Here is an 18,190-nt window from a genome sequence, read left to right as displayed (position 1 = left end):
CCCCACCAGACAAGATCAACGGTGCCGCTGAGGCCTAACCGAGACAAACCCGACATGGCCGATGTGGAAAGAGCTGAACATACCTTTGGTGGCGGGTGGACCGAGATCAAGCTCAATGCTGTTTCCGATTACCTCAACTTTTACACGCGAGCGCTGCAAGCGAGTCCGTCGCCGACCAATCCCTTCGAAACGTGGTACATTGATGCATTCGCCGGGACAGGTGACCGCACCATCGAAAGCAAGTCGGCCGGGCTTTTTAGCCAAGAGCCAGGAGTCATGGAACGCGTCCGCCTGGAGGGCTCTGCACGTCGTGCGATAGCCATTGATCCGCCCTTCCGCCACTTCGTATTCATCGAGAAGGATCCACAGCGCTTCGCCGCACTAGAGCGGGTGAAATCCGACTTTCCAAACCACGACATCCGATGCGTCCCTGGGGATGCCAACGATGAACTGCGCAAGGTGTTCTCCAATGGCCCTTGGACGCAGCCGGGCCGGAGCGGACTTCAGCGCGCCGTCGTATTCCTCGACCCCTATGGCATGTCTGTTCGATGGGATACTTTGAGATATCTTGCAAACACCCAACGAGCAGACGTCTGGTATCTCTTTCCACTGCACGCCGCCCTTCGCCAGTTGAGCCACGACCATGCGGCTCTCGACGCTGGAAAAAGGGCATCGCTGAATGAGGTTTTCGGCACCCCCGATTGGGAGCAGCACTTCTACAAGTACACCCCCAAGCCTTCAGACCTCTTCGACTTTGCGGCCACATCAACGCCCAACCGAAGTGCCGACCCTGACAAGGTAGAAAAATTCGCGGCCGAACGCCTACGGACCATCTTCAGTTTCGTGTCTGAGCCGATCCCGATCTTGACCCGGCATAAACTGCGCCAGTTTTCATTATTCCTGCTCAGCGGAAACCCCAACGAACGGGCGGTGTCGCTGATCAAGAGGGGCGTCGCTGCTCAGATTAAAAAGTTTGGCGGACGAACCTTACCTTCGTCCCGGTGACGACAAGCACCATCCCACATCAGTCCAGCTATTATTTCGATATCGCCTGCCTAAAGGCACTGAGTGAAGTCCGGCTGGATCAAGATCAACACCTGGACAGAAATCTCAAAAGACGATGTTGAAATGGAATTATGATGAGAAATGAGATTGCCACCTGGCGCGAGATCAGCCAATCGTCACGCGCTCTCGCGAAGCGTTTCGATCGAGACAAATTCCTGAAGACAGTCTTCAAAGGCTGCATCAAAGTAGGGAAGAGCAAGAGCAACCCAATCCGTGGAAACTTCGTAGCAGCCGGCCTGCGCGAAGCGGTCGGTCATATTATCCACAAACTGTCACCTGACGAAGATGTCCGTGCATGCGTCTGGTTCGTGCAAGCACCAGACACCGATACGGTGACGAGGAGGCAACGGGCGAATTACATCATCAAGGCCGGCCTTTCAGACCAATTCGTAAAGGACATACTGAAGTTCGAGGTGAAGCCCCATGCCGACGAATTGATTGACATGGTGAATGCGCTAAACCGCTCTACACATGTCCGCCCAAACACCATCCTAGCCGACGGCTCAAAAATCAGGCGGATTTTCAGCGAAGTTCTCGACGGAATCAACGCCCTACTGGACGCGGCTGAAGAGAGCCGCGACCTTATCGAAGAGGCGATCGCGGGAGCGATGCAGACCGCCGTGTTCGAAAAGATGATTGGGGAAGCAATCCAGGAGCTCGATGAGCTGTCTACCCACACAGCGATCGACCATCACTGGGTCGACGAAATCGTGGTCACCGACATGGATGCCAACACGATCTACTACGAGGTGACCGGATCCGTTGTGGTCGAACTGCAATATGGCTCAGGATCTGATGTTGCGAATGATATCGGCTCCCGCGACACTGACGAATATCCCTATGAGGCGGAAATCGAACTTCCCATCAGCGACCCGCTGACGGTGACCGCGTCAGACGTGCGAGTAAAAGTCGACACAAGCAGCTTCTACAAATAACGCTTAGCATCAAAGGGCGACTATCACTGCCACGATATCCGCGCACTCCCGACGGACATAACCAGCCAAACTCTGATTATGTCCGTCGGGAAAGCCTGCGCTTTTAGAGCCAGCGCACCCGGCCGGTCGACAGTTCGTACACGGCGCCCACGACCTTCAACTCGCCACGTTCCTGCGGCTCGATAAGCATCGGCTCTGAGAACTTCTGCAGACGTTCAACCATGCGCCGGACGTTTTCCTCGACAGCAGTGTCGACCAGCTTGTCTTCGCCGACATTGCGCTGAGCAGCCAGAACAGCCGGCACGATCGGCTCGATCATACGGGCGATGCTACCCGGAAAGCGTGTGTCCTTCGTCACGACGTCGGCTGCAGCCGCAACAGCGCCGCACTTCTCATGCCCCAACACGACGATGAGCGGCACCTTCAGCACGGCCACCGAATATTCGATGGAGCCCATGCCGGCGGTGTCCACGTTGTTACCGGCAGTCCGGACAATGAACAGTTCGCCGAGGCCGGCACCGAACAGCTGTTCTGGACCAACGCGAGAGTCCGAACAGCCCACCAGCGTCGCGAACGGCTGCTGACCTTCTGCGAGCGCCAGTCGCCGCTCGCGTGACAAGTCGGCCGGCACCGGCGCATCAGCCACGAATGCCTCATTGCCGTCGACCAAGCGCTGCAGGGCCTCGTCCGGTGTCGGTTGCGTGCTAATTACGCTTGCAGTTGCCACTTCTTACTCCTTCACATGAATGGGCGCGCGAGGCAGATAAGAACCGTCTGTCGCCGGCGCCCAACTCGATCGTAACGATTGATTTCCGTCCCTTTACGGCCTGTTGGAGGGTGTAACGGCTGCGTCTGTCCTTTGATCCCCTACCCTACCACTGCGTTCCCGCCACAGGAGGAAGCGGCCCCGGGCTCTTCCTCCCCAGAGACTCCAAAAGGTCGATTTCGATCGTCCTACACATCGTTGATAGCGGCACGTCATGGACGGTGTTGGCAAACGGGTCCGTCAGATCCTGCCCGATCCGCAACGCAGCCAGGAAGATCATCCCGATCAAGGTCGATCCTATCGGTGTGTAGAGATCCAGCGTCTCTACCAACGAGATCGGTAACAGCACGCAGAACAGCCGCGTGAAGAAGTTCGGCATGAACTCGAAGCCGCTGGGCAGCGGCGTGTTCTTGATCCGCTCCATGCCACCCTGGGCATTGGCGATGTCGATCATCACTCGTTCGAACAGGGACTGCTGGATGGTGTCGATCTTCCCATCAGCCCGCGCTCCAGACACGATGCGAGACATGTCCTCGAGCAACGCATTGGGGCGGTTCGTACGCTCGGCAGCCACTTCGGCGGCCTCCTTGCCCGCCAGCCGCTCAATATCCTCTGTCGGATCCTGCCCCCGCAGCCGGCACCGCATCGCGTGCGCGAAAGAGATCTGCCGCAGCACAATAGCTTCCGCTTCCGGGCCAGCCGGCAATACATTGCGACACAACCGGGCGATGCTGCGCGATGCGTTGATCAAAGCGCCCCATAAGGTGCGCGCCTCCCACCAGCGGGCGTAAGCGGCGTTCGTCCGGAACCCGAGAAACAAGGCGATGGCCGTGCCGAACAGCGCGACCGGCAGCGCGGGCTCCTTGATCGGCATGAACCGATGGAAAATGGTGACCGCCACATCCCAAGCGAACAGGATGGTCAGCGGCTTCCAGATTTCGAGTATGATCTGCTGCAGGCGGGGACGCGCTCCGACGATCATCGCGGTGCTCCATTGTCTATGATGTGAGAAGTGTAGCGCCCAATTCTTAAAATCAGGGGGCCACCAAGGATTCAGGCTGACGAGCGCCTGTTCGGTTCAGGATGTCGAAATTGCCCTCGGCAAAAAAGCCGATATGCACCGGCTCGGGCGATAGGTTGTTCCAAGACCATTCGTACAAGCTGCCATGCTGGGGGCGTAATTCCCCGCGCTGAGCGCCCGATGCAATTGTGTCGGCAAGAATTGAACCTTGGTGCCCATCTTCCAGGCGAAGGCGATAGCGGACCTTTGCGCCGCGACTTTCGCTTACGAACCGTACGGTTCCCTCCCCGGCCACATAGGCTGCTACCCGCTGCGTTTCCCCCGGCTGGATCGTGAAGTGCATACGCTTCGTGGCGGGTGGATCATTAAGTGGTGCGTGCAGTCCGCCGGACATCGCCCACACTCCCACCACAGCGAGAGCGACGCATATCAATATGCCTGTCCCGACAAAGATGGCGTCGAATTTTCCGATCCTCACGTCGCGTCTCGATGGCGACCCGCATCCTGTTCAAGCACGGACCGGATCCCGATATGCCAGAAGCCGCAGCGCGTTGATGACCACCAGCAAGGTGGATCCCTCGTGAAGGGCGACAGCCGGTCCGATGCCAAGACCCAGGATGGTCGCCGGTACGAGGAAGGCGACGACACCCAGGCTGACGAACACATTCTGCCTGATAACCCAGCGCGTGCTCCGGCTGAGGCCCACCGCAAACGGCAGGTGCGACAGATTGTCGGCCATGAGCGCCACATCGGCTGTCTCCAAAGCAACATCTGAGCCGGCCGCGCCCATGGCGATACCCACGGTTGCGGTCGCCATCGCTGGCGCGTCGTTCACGCCGTCACCGACCATGGCGACCTTGGTTTCGGCACGCAGCTTCTTGATGGCCTCGACCTTGTCTTCAGGCATGAGATCGCCCCAGGCTTCATCGATCCCGACCTGCTTGCCTATGGCATCAGCCACACGCTGGTGATCGCCCGAGATCATGATCATCCGCTTGATGCCGATCTCGCGCAGGCGTTCCAGCGCCGCGCGGGCTGCTTCGCGCGGCGTATCCAGAAGACCGATAGCCCCCATATCCCGCGAGCCGCTGCGCACGACCATGCTGGTCTGTCCTGCCTCCCGCAGCGTCTTGATCGCAGCATCCATCTCGGTGGACAGCGGGGCGATGCCGTCGCTGCGGAACATCTCGGCCTTGCCAATGAGAACTTCGTCCTCACCGACAAGAGCCGAGATGCCGCGACCCGTGAGGCTTTTCAGATTTTCAGCCTCCGGAACTGGATGATCGCCAATATGCTCGCGCCCATCTCGCGCAATTGCCTGGGCCAAGGGATGGTCGCTGAGGCTTTCTACAGCCACCGCCAGCGCCATCAGTTCTTCCCTGGTGACGCCAGGCGCCGGGATGATCTGCTGGATGCGCGGCTCGCCCATCGTCAGCGTGCCGGTCTTGTCGAATGCGATAGCGTCGAGCGAACCCAGCAGTTCGAGTGGGGCACCGCCCTTCACCAGGACGCCGCCACGCGCCGCACGGGCAACACCCGACAGCACGGCGCTCGGCGTCGCAATGGCCAACGCGCAAGGGCTGGCGGCCACAAGGACGGCCATCGCCCTATAGAAACTGTCGCGGAAAGGCTCGTCGACGACCACCCATGCGAATAGCAGCAGGAAGGCGAGTGCAAGGACTGCGGGCACGAAGAAGCGCTCAAAGCGATCCGTGAACCGCTGCGTGGGCGACTTCTGCGTCTCCGCCTCGCTGACCATCTTCACAACCTTGGCCAGCGTGCTTTCGCTCGACAGCCGCGTGACCTCGATCTCGATCAGGCCGCTGCCGTTGATCGTCCCGGCGAAGACCCGGCTTGCTGCAACGACGCGATCAGGATTGGCCCGAGCAGCGTCCGCGCTTTCGACCGGCTCCTTGTCGACCGGGATGCTTTCGCCAGTGACAGGTGCCTGATTGACCGCAGAATTACCCTTGATGACGAAGCCATCGGCCGCAATACGCTCATCCGGCTTGATGATGACCACGTCGCCAAGGACCAGTTCCTCTACCGGTACGACACTGGAGCCACCGTCCATCCGCCGAACGGTAGCCGTCCGCGGCGCCAGTTCGGCCAGCGCTTCGATTGCACGCTTGGCGCGACCCATGGCGTAGTGCTCGAGCGCATGCCCAAGACTGAAGAGGAACAGAAGCAAGGCACCTTCGGCCCAAGCACCAAGAGCGGCCGCGCCTGCTGCTGCCACCAGCATCAGCGTGTCGATCTCGAAGCGCTTCTGGCGTAGATTTTCGATGGCCTCGCGCACCGTGTAGAAGCCGCCGAAGACATAGGCCGCGATGAAGAGAGCGAACGGAACCCAGGTGGGTGCCGTCAGGAACGTCTCGATGAGATAGCCCACCCCCAGCGCGCCGCCGCAGGCCAGAGCGAAGATCAGCTCGGTGTTGGGTCCAAGCAGTCCGCCATGCCCATGATCATGGTCGTGCTTCTCGCCAGCCGGGTGATCGTGATCCTTGTCGTGGTCATGTGCCGACGGCTTTTTGTCCAGAGTGGTGAGAGCCTTCCGGCTTACACCTGCATCGCGAAGCGCCGTAAGAATTCCATCCTCCGACGTGTTCGTGCGATCGAACTCAACCCGCACCGTCCCAGGAAGAATGGCCTCGGCTTCGAACACGCCTGGCAGCGCGCGCAGCATTTCGCCAATAGACCTGGCACGCCTCTGATGACCAATGCCGTCGACCTCCCACACCACATGGCCGATACGCTCTGCGATCTGCGTTCCCGCCGCCTTCGCCAGCTCCCGGATACGCGGAAGAGAGATCGCGTCCGGATCATAGTGGATGCACAGCTGCGGCAGTGTACCGGCCGGCTCCTTCGTTACATGCACTTCAGCGACGCCGGGACGGCTTTCAATCAAGGATATCAGGCGCGAAACACAACCGTCAGCTGTGTCGGTGACTTCAGGGAGTAGCAAGGGGACATCGAGGCGGAGTTTTTCAATCATGACCATCATCCTGGTTGGGGCACTCAATCTTCGGTAAAAGCAGTCGCCATCAGGGTGGATGCAGGCGTCCCTGCTTGCTGATCGTCCGAGTTCTCCTGCAGATCAGCGGTTTCTGATCGGCGCGTACGAGCTTCAACGTGTCGACGCCGGTCAGGCTGACATTGAGCTTATCGCCGACATAGGTAAGGCCCGTGTCGGGCGCGGTGAGACGGATCGGCTTCTGGTCCGGCAGGATCGCCAGATCGAGGGTCAGTCCATCGACCAGGAAATCGCCGTCCAGCTGCGTTCCATCTTCGCATGCGTAAAGATGCTCCCCGACGAGCGTAGGGATGGAATTGCGATCATGGCGGCTTTCATCACCGCCGCCATTCTGCTGGCATCCCATCAAGCTGAGCATCAAGACTCCTCCAGTCAGGGAGAGACGGCTCAAACGATATTGTTTCAGGCGCATGTTGTTTCCCGGATCTCGAGGGTAAACTGTCGTCATGGGCGGCAAGGGAAGCCGCCCATGACGCGGGCCGTTCTCGCACACAGGGGTAGATGCGGCGGCCAAACTGGTCATCAGTCGAACAGTTCGCGCAGGAAGCCCTTGCGACGACCATGATGGTCGCCCCGAGATCCATGGCCGTCACCACGATCGCTTCCATGCTTTGAGCCAAACACACCAAGCGTGCCTTCACGCCGTTCGACCGGCTGAGTTTCGCTGATGCTGCGTTCGATGATCTTGTCGAGTTCGCCGCGGTCGAGCCAAACGCCACGACACTGGGGACAATAGTCGATCTCGATGCCCTGTCGTTCGCTCATGAGCAGGTCGACCTTGCACACCGGACAGGGCATTCCGTTCGAAGGGGTACGGTTCGTCATGTCAGGCCTCCTTGATTTCTGGGCGGCCCTTGGCCTCCCGAATTTCGCTACGGGCGTCCTTGAGGATCTCGATCCCGCCCTTGATGGCGATCAGCGCAGTAGCGACACCGACGAGAAGATCCGGCCAGTTTGTGCCGAGCCACCAGACCAGCACGCCGGCGATCAAAATGCCGCCATTCGAAATGAAGTCGTTGAAGCTAAAGGTTGTAGCTGCGCGCATGTTGACGTCTGGCTGCTCAAGCCGTTGCAGCAGCCTCAGGCAGATGAAGTTGACGACGGCCGCCACGGCCGACATCGCCATCATGGCCGTGCCAATGGGCTCGCTGCCGTAGACATATCGACGGCCGACATCGACGAGGATGCCGACTGCGAAGACCAACAGCATAGAGCCGGAGAACATTGCCGCCCGGCTCTTCCACATGACGCCTCGGCTCAGGGCTACGAGGCTCAGCGCATAGACGAGAGCATCCGACAAATTGTCGACACCATTGGCGATGAGCGCGCTGGAGTCTCCACTGAAGCCCACGACAAAGAAGGCAGCAGATATGAGGACATTCAGGATCAGCACGATCCAGAGCGTCTTGCGCTCCATTCCCTGATCGGCGCCAGTCGTTGCGCTATCCATCGCCCTTCCCCTTGCCCTTGGTCACATTCGCGGCTCGCCGTTTGTGACGATTGGGTGGAGGAACTGCACGGACCGCGCGCTTCGCCAAGGCCATGAAACTTGCGTCTTGCTCCCTCATCTGGCGACGAAGGCCCTGGACTATCAGGCGTGCCCACAGCCCGAGAAAACCTGTGCATTCGAAACTGTGCCGCACGTGCAGTCCTGTTTCATTCTCGAAAAGCTCATACCCCTCTTCGATACTGAACAGCGGGAATGTCCTTGTCCTCCAGCGGATGCTGTCCGGCTTTTGATGGGCCACAATCTTAGCTTCGAGCGAGGCATGTTTCCCCATCACAGTCCAGGTCATATCGATCTTGTTCCCAAGGTCGATCACGCCTGGGCCAAAGCGATAGTGCGGGTGCCATGCCTCATATTGGTTGAGGTCGGCCAACAGCCCCCATGCCCGCATACGCGAGATCTGGGGACTGAATATGGTTTCCTCTCTCATCGGTCTGATCCTTTCCATCGAGCAGGAAGAGGCGGGAGGGCAATTCCTGCCCTCCCGTCACATCAGTGCTGCGGTTGAGCAGCCGGGGAGACCTCGACCTCTGGATCGTCCTCCTCGAGCATGCTGGTGCGGCCGTATCGCGCATAGAGCGTCGGCAGGACGAACAGGGTCAGGAGCGTCGCGGAGATCAGGCCACCGATCACGACCGTCGCCAATGGCTTCTGGACTTCAGCGCCAGCGCCGCTACCCAGAGCCATCGGCACAAAGCCAAGGCTTGCAACCAGCGCGGTCATGACCACCGGCCTCAGACGCTGAAGCGCGCCGACCCGCGCCGCCTCAGCCCGGTCCATGCCGGTTCGCATGAGATCCTGAATGGAGGACACCATGACGAGACCGTTCAGGACCGCGATGCCCGACAGTGCGATGAACCCGACCGCTGCGGAGATGGAGAAATCCATGCCCCGCAGGAAAAGGGCCAGAACGCCACCTACCAGAGCCAGCGGAACGCCGGTGAACACGATGGCGGCATCACGGACCGACCCCAGAGCGCCATAAAGCAGCAGCAGGATCAGAACGAAGCAGGCCGGGATCACCAGTTGCAGACGCTCCTGAGCCGATGCCAGATTTTCGAACTGACCACCCCATTCGAGATAGCTGCCCGCAGGAAGGCGGACTTCCTTACCAATGGCCGCCTGTGCGTCCGCTACCACGCTGCCGACGTCACGCCCGCGCACGTTCGCCTGAACGACAACGCGACGCTTGCCGTTTTCACGGCTGATCTGGTTTGGACCGTCGACGACGCGGATATCCGCCACGCTGGCCAGCGGCACAAACTGCCCACCCGGCGTCGGCACCTGAACCTGACTGAGCAGCGATATATCGGCGCGCTGATCTTCGGAAAGACGGATCACCACCGGGAAACGGCGGTCGCCTTCGAAGATCATGCCCGACTGCTGGCCCCCCAGCGTTGCGTTCACGATGTCCTGCACGTCCTGAGCGGTAACGCCGAGGCGGGCCATGGCATCGCGATTGACGCGGATGTCGAGCATCGGAAGGCCCGTGGTCTGCTCGACCTTCACGTCGGCAGCCCCCTGCGTGCGGCGCAGGACGCTGGCGATCTTCTCCGCCGTCGCGTTCATCGAGTTGAAGTCGTCCCCGAAGACCTTGACCGCGATATCACCACGCACGCCGGCGATGAGCTCGTTGAAGCGCATCTGGATCGGCTGGGTGATCTCGTAGGCGTTGCCCGGGAACTTGGCGAGCTGCCCCTCGATCCGAGAGATGAGTTCCTCCTTCTTCAGGCTGGGGTCCGGCCATTCCTTCCGGTCCTTGAGGATGACGAACATGTCAGTGGCGTTGGGCGGCATCGGGTCGGATGCCAGTTCGGCCGTACCGGTCTTGGAGAAGACGAACTTCACCTCCGGCTGCTTCGACATCATCTGTTCGATCGGCACCTGCATCGCCTGGCTCTGCTGCACCGACGTTGCCGGAATACGCAAAGCCTGAATCAGAAGGTCGCCCTCATCGAGCTGCGGCAGGAAAACCTGGCCCAAAGACATGAAGGCCAGGATCGCGAGAACGAAGCCGCCGACACCAGCGCCGACAGTGACGACAGGCCGATTCATCGCCCGGTCGAGACCGGGTTCGTAGCGGGCCTTGAGCCAGCCCATGATCCGCCCTTCCTTCTCCTCGATCCGCTTGGACAGCCACAGGGCAATCGCAGCAGGCACGAAGGTCAGGGAAAGGATGAAGGCGCAAACCAACGCGATGATGACGGTAAGCGCCATCGGCACGAAGGTCTTGCCCTCAACACCGGTCAGGGTGAGCAGCGGCACATAAACGAGGATAATGATCGCCTGGCCATAGACCGACGGCTTGATCATTTCCCGCGCAGCGGAAGCGACCGTGTCCAGCCGCTCCTTCACGGTGAGCAGACGGCCTTCATGATGCTGATGCTCAGCCATGCGTCGCAGGGCATTTTCGACAATGATGACGGCGCCATCGACGATGAGGCCAAAGTCGAGAGCGCCAAGACTCATAAGGTTGGCCGACACCCCAGCACGCAACATGCCAAAGCCGGTCAGCATCATGGTCACCGGGATGATGACGGCGGCGATCAGCGCGGCGCGGAAATTGCCCAGCAGCAGGAACAGCACCACGATGACGAGGACCGCGCCTTCGCTCAGATTCTTTGCGACCGTCTTAATGGTCGAGTTCACCAGCGCTGTACGGTTCAGCACAGGCTGGACGATTACGTCTGGCGGCAGTGAGGCGTTGATCTCCTCCAGCCGGTTGGCGACTGCGGTCGCGACGGTGCGGCTATTCTCGCCGATCCGCATGATGGCGGTGCCGACGACGACTTCGGTGCCGTTTTCGGATGCCGAACCCATGCGGATCGCCTGCCCCGTACGGACGGACGCAACCTGACCAAGGGTGATGGGTACGCCTTCCCGGGTGGCCACCACGATCTTGGAGAGTTCGTCAGCGTTGCGGACAAGAGCGTCCGCACGGACTGCCAGACCTTCGCCATTGCGATTGACGAAGCCGCCACCGACGCTGGTGTTGTTGCGTTCGAGGGCTGTGCTGAGCTGCGTCAGCGTGATCCCCATCGAAGCCAGGCGCTGGACGTCGGGCACGACGAGGAACTGCTTGGCATAGCCGCCAATCGAATCGACGCCGGCCAAGCCCTGCGTGTTCTTCAGCAGCGGCGAAACGATCCAGTCCTGCGCGGTACGCAGGTAGGTCGCCTTGTCGGTGTCGTTCGTCAGCCGTTCGCCTTCCGGCGTGATGTAGCTGCCATCGGGCTGCATGCCGGGTTCACCCGGCTGGTGCTTGTCGTCCTTGCGATGCTCCAGACGGACGGTCCACATATAGACCTCGCCCAGACCGGTGGCGATCGGGCCCATTTCGGGCGTTACGCCATCGGGCAAGTTCTCGGACACGCCTGTCAGGCGCTCGCCGACCTGCTGGCGGGCGAAAAAGATATCCGCCTGATCGGAGAAGACCGCCGTCACCTGCGCGAAACCATTGCGGCTAAGCGAACGGCTATATTCGAGGCCCGGAATGCCGGCGAGCGCAGTCTCGATCGGGAACGCCACCTGCTTTTCGACCAGTTCGGGCGAAAGCGCGGGCGCACGGACGTTGATCTGCACCTGATTGTTGGTGATGTCCGGCACTGCGTCGATAGGCAGGCGAGACAGGGCGGCGGCGCCGATCACGGCGGCAATGGCGGTCAGCAGCAGGACGAGCCAGCGCTTGTGAACCGCCCATGTTACGATTGGGGCGATCATCGGCTCAGTCCTCCGCGGCTTCGCTCTTGCCGAGTTCGGCCTTGAGCGTGAAGCTATTGACGGTGGCGATCTCCTCGGTGCCCTTCAGGCCCGACTTGATGATCACGCTGTCGCCGGCACTGTCGCCCAATTGGACGGCGGTTGCCTGGAACCCGGTCTTGGTCCGCACAAAGACGACCGACCTGCCCTCCTCTGTCTGCACCGCAGTCAGCGGCACACGGATCGCGCCATCGCCGCCGCTGCCGGTGAGCGCGACCGATGCCGTAACCGGCTCGCCGACGCGCCAGAGGCCATCACGATTGTCGAGAGTCGCGATGACGGGAACCAGTCGCGTATTGGCATCGAGCGCCGGCGACACGAACGTCACCTTCGCGGTCGCCTGTCGACCAGCTGCCTTGATATTCACCGTTGCGCCCGGACGGACCCGGCCCGCATCCTGCGGCTGCAGGTTGAGCGAAAGCGACACGCTCGAAAGGTTGGCGACGCGGAACAATTCAGCATCCGCCGCGACCGTCTGCCCCAGCACCACGCTGCGGCCGATAACCTGACCCGACATAGGCGCCACGATGCCGATGCGATTGAGGCCGCCGCCACCCGTGCCCGCAGCAGAAACCTGCTGCTGCGCCAGACGAAGGGCGATGCGGGCTTCGGTCGCTGCGGTGCGTGCAGCGATGAGATCCTGCTCAGGCGAGACGCGCTGCGAAAACAGACGCTGTTCGCGGGCGAGATTGCTGTTCGCCAGAGACAGCCGTGCGCGAGCAGCTTCGGTCTCGGCGTTGAGCGAGGCGGCCTCGCGGCTCTCGATCACGGCAAGCGTCTGGCCGCGACCGATCGACTGCCCAAGGTTACGGGTCAGCGAAACCACGCGGCCACCGATCGCGGCCGATACCACCTGCGTGCCCTGAGGGTCGCCATCGATGGTAGCGGGGAGCTCGATCGTGCCCGAGCCGCCCATCATCGGGCGCGCCGTCTGAATGCCAGCCGATGCGATCTGATCGGCCGAGAGCGTGATCTTGCCCTCTTCGGCTTTCTCCCCTGCCTTTGCTTCAGCAGCGGGTGCCGCGTCGTTGGACGGATTCTCCTCGGCACCGCTTCCGCAAGCGGCGAGCGCCAGCATCAGGGACAGGGGCAAGGCGGCGTAGATGATCTTCTTAGATGTCATGGATCAGTTCCCCTGTTCCGGCGCGGGCGCTGTCAGGCGCTCCAGCTGCGCGCGGGCATTCTGGTAAGAGGCGAGCGCGTCGATGGCCGCGAGGCGCGTCTGGGCGAGCGTACGTTCGGCATCGAGCAGATCGAGCTGGCCGAACTTGCCTTCGCGATAGCCGATGCGCGCAATACGAGCCGCTTCCTGAGCTGCCTCAAGGGCAGGACCAGTAGCCGTCTGTGCAGTGACTGCGGCATTCGATGCCGATGTCTGCGCGTCGGTGATGGCCTGCTCGACGTCGAGTGCCGTCATACGCTTCTGGGCTTCCACCTGATTGCGCTGCGCGCGAGCCTGCGCGACAGCCGCCTTGCCCGAATTGAAGATCGGGATAGGCATCGTGACCGTGAAGATCAGGGCCGTATCGTTGGTGGCTGACAGCCTGCGTAAACCGGGGCCAGCTTCGAGATTGGGGACTCGTTGAGAATTGGCGAGTCGGACACTGGCATCAGCTACGGCAAGGTCCGCGTCTGCGGCAGCCAGGGCCAGCGTACCTACCGCGCTCGGTGGGACTTCGGGACCATAGCCACGTGGCAAGCGCTCCAACCAAGCCGTATCGAGCGGTCCGCCCATCGGTTGCCCAATCCGACGCTCGAGATTAGCGCGGCTGGCCTGTGCCAGCCGGATAGTCCGAACCAGTTCGGCATCGGCGTTGATCTTCGCAACGTTAGCGCGCTGCTCCTCGATCGGAGAGGCCCGTCCGGCCTTTACCCGTACACTCGCAGCGTTCGCGGCGTCGCCGGCTATCCGCGCCTGATCGCGTGCCGTTTGGACACGCCGTTCGGCAGCAGCCGCTTCGATATACAGCTGCGTGATCTGCAGCCTGATGTCTGCCTGCGTGATCGCCGAGACTAGCAGCGCCTTGTCGGTCTGGGCATTAGCGACCGCGATGCGTGCGGACCGCTTGCCACCCAGTTCGATGGGAACAGCCATGCTGACCGTCGACTCGGCGCTACCAACGCCGCGATACGGTCCGCTTCCTGCGATATTCTCCACCTGCGTCTGCACGGTGGGATTGGGACGAAGACCAGCGACGGTACGTGCGGCGCGGGCCGCTTCGACATTGGCTTGCGCGGCTTCGGCCGCCGGGGCGCTGCCACCAGCGGCGGCGACTGCCTGATCAAGCGTATAGGGTGACGCCCCCGCTACCGCAGCGGGCATCTCCTGTGCCTGCGCCACAGCGACGCAGGACACGGCAGCCAATAAGGCTGCAATGGATCGGAACATGAATAGGAATCCTGAACACGAGTCATGGACGACCGGCGGCCTGAATTCAGGCGCAACGGTCCATTATGGCTCTGTCAGGCTATGGGTGGGCGCAGGTCGGGGCCGATGGCCCAGCGCTTGGACGGAATCGGCGCAGGGATGAACACAGGCGCGTCCACCGCCAACGGAAGCATATCTTCGCTTGCAGAGACCGGAACGAAAGCCGGAGCACCCTGGCAACCGCCATGATGATGCGGGATCGCCTTGTCGGCATCACCCTGCGTCTGGTCCGCGTCCCCTTCGCTATGCACGTAACCCGTGCACTCGATTGTGGGGGCACGGGCGTTAGGAACTTCCTGGGCATGCACCAGCGTCGTCGTCAGCATGGACAACGAAAGCAGGCAGAGCAGGAAACGTCCTAAGCGGCGCATGACAGGCTACATAGTAGGCTTTTCGCAGAATGTCATCTGCAAAAGTAAAATCGCGGCATATTGGACTGTTTCCGAATGTTACATCAGATCATTGTGCCATGATAGCGCACTGATACACCATATCATCACGGATTAACTTTACCTAAACTATGATGCGATCAAATATACATTATGGCACAGACAAGAATCATTCGAATAAATCTGCATACCGACCTAGACACAAGGCGCAATTTGCAAAATAGCCACCCCCCGTCTTATGGGCATTACAGATCCTTTGGAATCAGGCTGCACTTTAGACAGAAGCTTTCTGATGCCGCTTATCCGCGGACCATCCGGGGAACCAAAGCTTCCTCTCAATCCGTGAGTGCCGCCCGATAATTGCTCATGCATTCTTCTACGATGCGATCTTGATTTCCGACGAAGATCACGGCTGGAAATCCATGCAGTATCCCCTTAGAGGCATTGCCAACCGTTGGCCGGCAAAAGCCTCCAGACTGCGACTGCCGTTATAATCACGCCGAGCGACAGAACGCCGCCAACGACAAGAAGAGCAGCGCGGTGCCACTTGATGCGGGCGTGGAGGTCATCGAACACGTCAGAGAATTGATCGGCGATCAGGGCAAAGTCGTCGCTGAGGCGGGTGCTTTGCCGCTTCACCTCTTTCGCGATAACATTGAGCGTCTTCCACTGGTTCAGCCCGGCAATCCCCAACATCACCGCGAAGACGATTGCTCCTATAAGCACGCCAAGGTTCGTCCAGAACTCGAGGCCGCACGACGCCGGCACCTTCTTGAGTTGGGTAACCACGACGATCGTTGCAACAGGAATGCCAAGGAGCTGGCCTTGGATATCGACGATGGTCTTGTGGATCTTGCCCACGAAATCCAGTCGCGCCGTTTCAACCTCATTGCGGATCTTCGAGTACGAGAAGCTCGAGGTGAAGAGTCGATATCCCTTCTCGACCTCATTCGCGAGGCGATCTAGATTCCGAATTAGGAAACCGAACCGATCCTTGTCGCGTAGCGAACGCACCATTTCGATGAGGGTGGTCTGAAGAATCGTCCGCTTCTCATCCAAGTGCAATTCGTCTTCGAACAGCTTCGTCAGCCGCACAGCCTGACCCACCACGTCGCCGCGAAGGTCCATTGAACCAAACTGGATCGGCACGACGACCTTCTCTTTGCCGATGAAAATGAGCTGACGCATCGTTTCATCAACCAGCGACGCGCTATCGCGAAGTATCTTGAGCACGTCCAAGACTGCACGATACGCAAGCAGTTTTGGCGGGACAGGGTTATCACCCGACGCGTAATGTTCTTTCTTGATGTAATACCGCTGAGGCTCCGCGAGCACGGCGCCAGGCGCCTTGAACAGATCATCCAAAGTGGAAACCAACAGGCCCATCTTCGCCACATTGGGCCGACCAATCGTTACCGGCACTTCTGCCCCGACGGCCAGATCATAGCCGTCCTCGACCGAAATCTGGGCATCGTTGTAATGCGTATCGATCTCCATGATGGCGGTTAAAACTGCCACCATATGGTCGCTCTTGATCGTCAGAACGTCGCCGTTCTCATCATCGAACCGCGTAGCGCGGTATATCTCGACAAGATCGGCAAACGTAACATCAATCACTGATCATCCCTTCGGCGCGCATCTGATTGATCAGCTCGTCTGGCACATCCATCAACGTAAGGGATTTCTTGTCCTTGTCGAACACGACTTTGCTCTGGTCGATTGCTTCACGCGTGAATTCGACCGACCACATCTTCGTTTTGGCGGTCACTTTCACGAGGGCTTTCAATGCGCTGGCGTTCGGAACATAGCCTTCATTCAGCTGACGATCGGTATTGGCCAGAAATTTCGATAGCCTGCCGGGTTCCTTCGGCATCAGGCGATTTGCCATAGCTTCGAAATCCACCGGCTCCTTCGCCTTATTCGCCTTGCCAAGATAATCTAAGGCATCGGACAGGAACGCCGTCGCCTCGGTGTCGACCATCTTTTCAGTGAGCGTAAATTCCTTCAGTGCATCCACGAGGCTCTGAGTGTCCTTACGCTCCAGAACCGCCGAATCGCAGCCAAGGAAATCACGAAAATAATCGGATATCGAACCCTTGCCTTTCAAGAAGCTCAGGTAGCGGTCCTGCTTGTCCGCCCAAGCAGTAAGATTAATGCGGCCGGCGAAGCGGAAACCATCGAGATCGAGGTGCTCGACGTCCTCCATTCCATGATTTTTGGTCAGGGCCGCGCTCAGCTTGTCGGTGACCACCGTGACGAGCATGAAATCTGAACCATCCCGTCGGAAGTGGGCAAAAAACACATGCCCGCCGACTGAAGCAGATTTCTTTCCCGCTTCCCGTGCCAGATTATCCATCATCTTGCCGGTAAGACCGAGGAAGTCCTTCTCCTTGGCCTCAACATAGGCACGGATTTGCCCCTCGGTGGGAGAACCTTCTGCCGTTGTGAACCGACCGTGAGACTTGGAAGTCCGGCTGTTGTAAAGTTCATAGACCGTGGAGATGACGCGAAGCGTCGTGTCGGTCACGTCAAGCAACTTCTTGGAGAGTGCGACAGAATAGCCAGCATCGCTACGATTCAGGTCATGAATCGCAAGCGCAATTATCTCGGTCACCAATAATCCCCCCAACGTCCAAAACCGTGACGGACATGACCAATCCTTGGGACGTCCGACTGTTACGCAAAACTTTGAAGCACGAGCGAGCGATAAGCAAGGTGTCGCAGATTTAGCGCAGATATCATGCTCTGGGCTTCGGCTAGGAATCTTCTCGACGCGATGAAAGGTTCATCTGAATCGCCGATAAATAGGGATCGGAGCAGAAGTTGACATTACTCCCCCTCCAGAGGAGCAGAAGTTGAAAATCAGCCGTGATCCTCTGATGACAAAAGCACCGGAAACTCTAGGGGGTCAGGAGCAGACTTCCTGACAACCGACATTTGTCAATTTTCAGCAAGACTGCTCCTCTATGTCATACTTCTGCTCCTCATTTAGATCAAGCACATTCAATCTACAAAGCCTGACGGCGTGAATACGCTTCACTTCTCTCCTTGATTTATGGAGTGAAGAAAATGGAAGATCGCATTGCTCACTATATGGTGACTTTCACGGCCAAACAGTGGCCGGAAGCCTATCGCAGAGCTTTAGCAGGTTGCGGAAAAAGGCTCTTTCCTTGAGCCGCTTGAGGTGATTCAGACGCCTTCAACTGAGGTTGAAGGATTTGAGATGCGGGGCGGCGATTACCGGAGCGAAGGGTTGTTTTCCTACGTGAGCTGCGAAGCTCGGGTT

At 59.6% G+C, this 18,190-nt stretch carries 16 protein-coding genes; 2 read left to right on the top strand and 14 right to left on the bottom strand.

All coding sequences use genetic code 11. The features are described from left to right. The first annotated feature begins 54 nt into the window (after positions 1–54). Positions 55–1,005 carry a three-Cys-motif partner protein TcmP gene (tcmP, locus tag F4U95_RS21275; protein WP_037480024.1) on the top strand — a complete coding sequence of 317 codons (951 nt, stop codon included), beginning with the start codon at positions 55–57 and terminating at the stop codon, positions 1,003–1,005. A gap of 134 nt (positions 1,006–1,139) precedes the next feature. Continuing rightward, the gene (locus tag F4U95_RS21270) at positions 1,140–2,000 is read left to right on the top strand and encodes a pPIWI-associating nuclease domain-containing protein (protein WP_125998965.1); all 861 of its coding nucleotides are present in this window, start codon (positions 1,140–1,142) and stop codon (positions 1,998–2,000) included. Between the two features lie 103 nt (positions 2,001–2,103). Here F4U95_RS21270 and F4U95_RS21265 read toward each other — a convergent pair whose 3' ends face one another. The 14 genes from F4U95_RS21265 to F4U95_RS21200 all read right to left on the bottom strand — a co-directional run bounded on the left by F4U95_RS21265 (position 2,104) and on the right by F4U95_RS21200 (position 17,518). After that, on the bottom strand, positions 2,104–2,727 hold the full coding sequence (locus F4U95_RS21265) for a carbonic anhydrase (protein WP_004210803.1): 624 nt from the start codon (positions 2,725–2,727) through the stop codon (positions 2,104–2,106). Positions 2,728–2,872: 145 nt separating this feature from the next. Then, complete coding sequence (locus tag F4U95_RS21260) at positions 2,873–3,748, bottom strand: bestrophin family protein (protein WP_037510716.1); 876 nt, start codon at positions 3,746–3,748, stop codon at positions 2,873–2,875. 52 nt (positions 3,749–3,800) lie between these two features. Further along, a complete protein-coding gene (locus tag F4U95_RS21255; protein ID WP_228223024.1) occupies positions 3,801–4,181 on the bottom strand; it encodes a hypothetical protein in 381 nt (126 codons plus the stop codon). 114 nt (positions 4,182–4,295) lie between these two features. Next, on the bottom strand, positions 4,296–6,782 hold the full coding sequence (locus F4U95_RS21250) for a heavy metal translocating P-type ATPase (RefSeq protein ID WP_211364027.1): 2,487 nt from the start codon (positions 6,780–6,782) through the stop codon (positions 4,296–4,298). Positions 6,783–6,831: 49 nt separating this feature from the next. Continuing rightward, positions 6,832–7,179, bottom strand: coding sequence for a hypothetical protein (locus tag F4U95_RS21245; RefSeq protein WP_125998966.1), 348 nt, complete (start codon positions 7,177–7,179; stop codon positions 6,832–6,834). 164 nt (positions 7,180–7,343) lie between these two features. Then, entirely contained in the window at positions 7,344–7,586 is a 243-nt protein-coding gene (locus tag F4U95_RS21240) for a TFIIB-type zinc ribbon-containing protein (protein ID WP_412458744.1), read from the bottom strand. 61 nt (positions 7,587–7,647) lie between these two features. Further along, positions 7,648–8,271 (bottom strand): cation efflux transmembrane domain-containing protein, encoded by a 624-nt coding sequence (locus F4U95_RS21235; protein ID WP_125998927.1) that lies wholly within the window; start codon positions 8,269–8,271, stop codon positions 7,648–7,650. Beyond that, positions 8,264–8,758, bottom strand: coding sequence for an SRPBCC family protein (locus F4U95_RS21230; protein WP_125998928.1), 495 nt, complete (start codon positions 8,756–8,758; stop codon positions 8,264–8,266). The genes F4U95_RS21235 and F4U95_RS21230 overlap by 8 nt, the downstream gene beginning before the upstream one ends. 62 nt (positions 8,759–8,820) lie before the next feature. Then, positions 8,821–12,048 carry an efflux RND transporter permease subunit gene (locus F4U95_RS21225; RefSeq protein WP_150426833.1) on the bottom strand — a complete coding sequence of 1,076 codons (3,228 nt, stop codon included), beginning with the start codon at positions 12,046–12,048 and terminating at the stop codon, positions 8,821–8,823. Positions 12,049–12,052: 4 nt separating this feature from the next. Beyond that, a complete protein-coding gene (locus tag F4U95_RS21220) occupies positions 12,053–13,210 on the bottom strand; it encodes an efflux RND transporter periplasmic adaptor subunit (protein ID WP_010338225.1) in 1,158 nt (385 codons plus the stop codon). Positions 13,211–13,213: 3 nt separating this feature from the next. Next, positions 13,214–14,476, bottom strand: a complete 1,263-nt coding sequence (locus F4U95_RS21215) for a TolC family protein (protein WP_150426832.1) — start codon at positions 14,474–14,476, stop codon at positions 13,214–13,216. 74 nt (positions 14,477–14,550) lie between these two features. Next, positions 14,551–14,886 carry a hypothetical protein gene (locus tag F4U95_RS21210; RefSeq protein WP_010338223.1) on the bottom strand — a complete coding sequence of 112 codons (336 nt, stop codon included), beginning with the start codon at positions 14,884–14,886 and terminating at the stop codon, positions 14,551–14,553. A 453-nt stretch (positions 14,887–15,339) separates the two neighbouring features. After that, a complete protein-coding gene (locus F4U95_RS21205) occupies positions 15,340–16,521 on the bottom strand; it encodes a hypothetical protein (RefSeq protein WP_150426831.1) in 1,182 nt (393 codons plus the stop codon). Then, positions 16,514–17,518, bottom strand: a complete 1,005-nt coding sequence (locus F4U95_RS21200; RefSeq protein WP_228221999.1) for a nucleoid-associated protein — start codon at positions 17,516–17,518, stop codon at positions 16,514–16,516. Before F4U95_RS21200 ends, F4U95_RS21205 begins: the two co-directional genes overlap by 8 nt. Positions 17,519–18,190 lie beyond the last annotated feature (672 nt).

Origin of the sequence: Sphingobium limneticum (assembly GCF_008710165.1) — a bacterium.
In the GTDB taxonomy this organism is placed as follows: Bacteria; Pseudomonadota; Alphaproteobacteria; order Sphingomonadales; family Sphingomonadaceae; genus Sphingobium; species Sphingobium limneticum.
This window is presented reverse-complemented; position numbering and strand designations above follow the sequence as displayed.

Bases quoted from the DNA above. Each gene is read 5' to 3' on its own strand.
- F4U95_RS21270 (WP_125998965.1), top strand. From the start codon at position 1,140: ATGAGAAATGAGATTGCCACCTGGCGCGAGATCAGCCAATCGTCACGC.
- F4U95_RS21215 (WP_150426832.1), bottom strand. From the start codon at position 14,476: ATGTTCCGATCCATTGCAGCCTTATTGGCTGCCGTGTCCTGCGTCGCT.
- F4U95_RS21255 (WP_228223024.1), bottom strand. From the start codon at position 4,181: ATGTCCGGCGGACTGCACGCACCACTTAATGATCCACCCGCCACGAAG.
- F4U95_RS21235 (WP_125998927.1), bottom strand. From the start codon at position 8,271: ATGGATAGCGCAACGACTGGCGCCGATCAGGGAATGGAGCGCAAGACG.
- F4U95_RS21220 (WP_010338225.1), bottom strand. From the start codon at position 13,210: ATGACATCTAAGAAGATCATCTACGCCGCCTTGCCCCTGTCCCTGATG.
- F4U95_RS21240 (WP_412458744.1), bottom strand. From the start codon at position 7,586: ATGAGCGAACGACAGGGCATCGAGATCGACTATTGTCCCCAGTGTCGT.
- F4U95_RS21210 (WP_010338223.1), bottom strand. From the start codon at position 14,886: ATGCGCCGCTTAGGACGTTTCCTGCTCTGCCTGCTTTCGTTGTCCATG.
- F4U95_RS21250 (WP_211364027.1), bottom strand. From the start codon at position 6,782: ATGATTGAAAAACTCCGCCTCGATGTCCCCTTGCTACTCCCTGAAGTC.
- tcmP (WP_037480024.1), top strand. From the start codon at position 55: ATGGCCGATGTGGAAAGAGCTGAACATACCTTTGGTGGCGGGTGGACC.
- F4U95_RS21230 (WP_125998928.1), bottom strand. From the start codon at position 8,758: ATGAGAGAGGAAACCATATTCAGTCCCCAGATCTCGCGTATGCGGGCA.
- F4U95_RS21245 (WP_125998966.1), bottom strand. From the start codon at position 7,179: ATGCTCAGCTTGATGGGATGCCAGCAGAATGGCGGCGGTGATGAAAGC.
- F4U95_RS21225 (WP_150426833.1), bottom strand. From the start codon at position 12,048: ATGATCGCCCCAATCGTAACATGGGCGGTTCACAAGCGCTGGCTCGTC.
- F4U95_RS21260 (WP_037510716.1), bottom strand. From the start codon at position 3,748: ATGATCGTCGGAGCGCGTCCCCGCCTGCAGCAGATCATACTCGAAATC.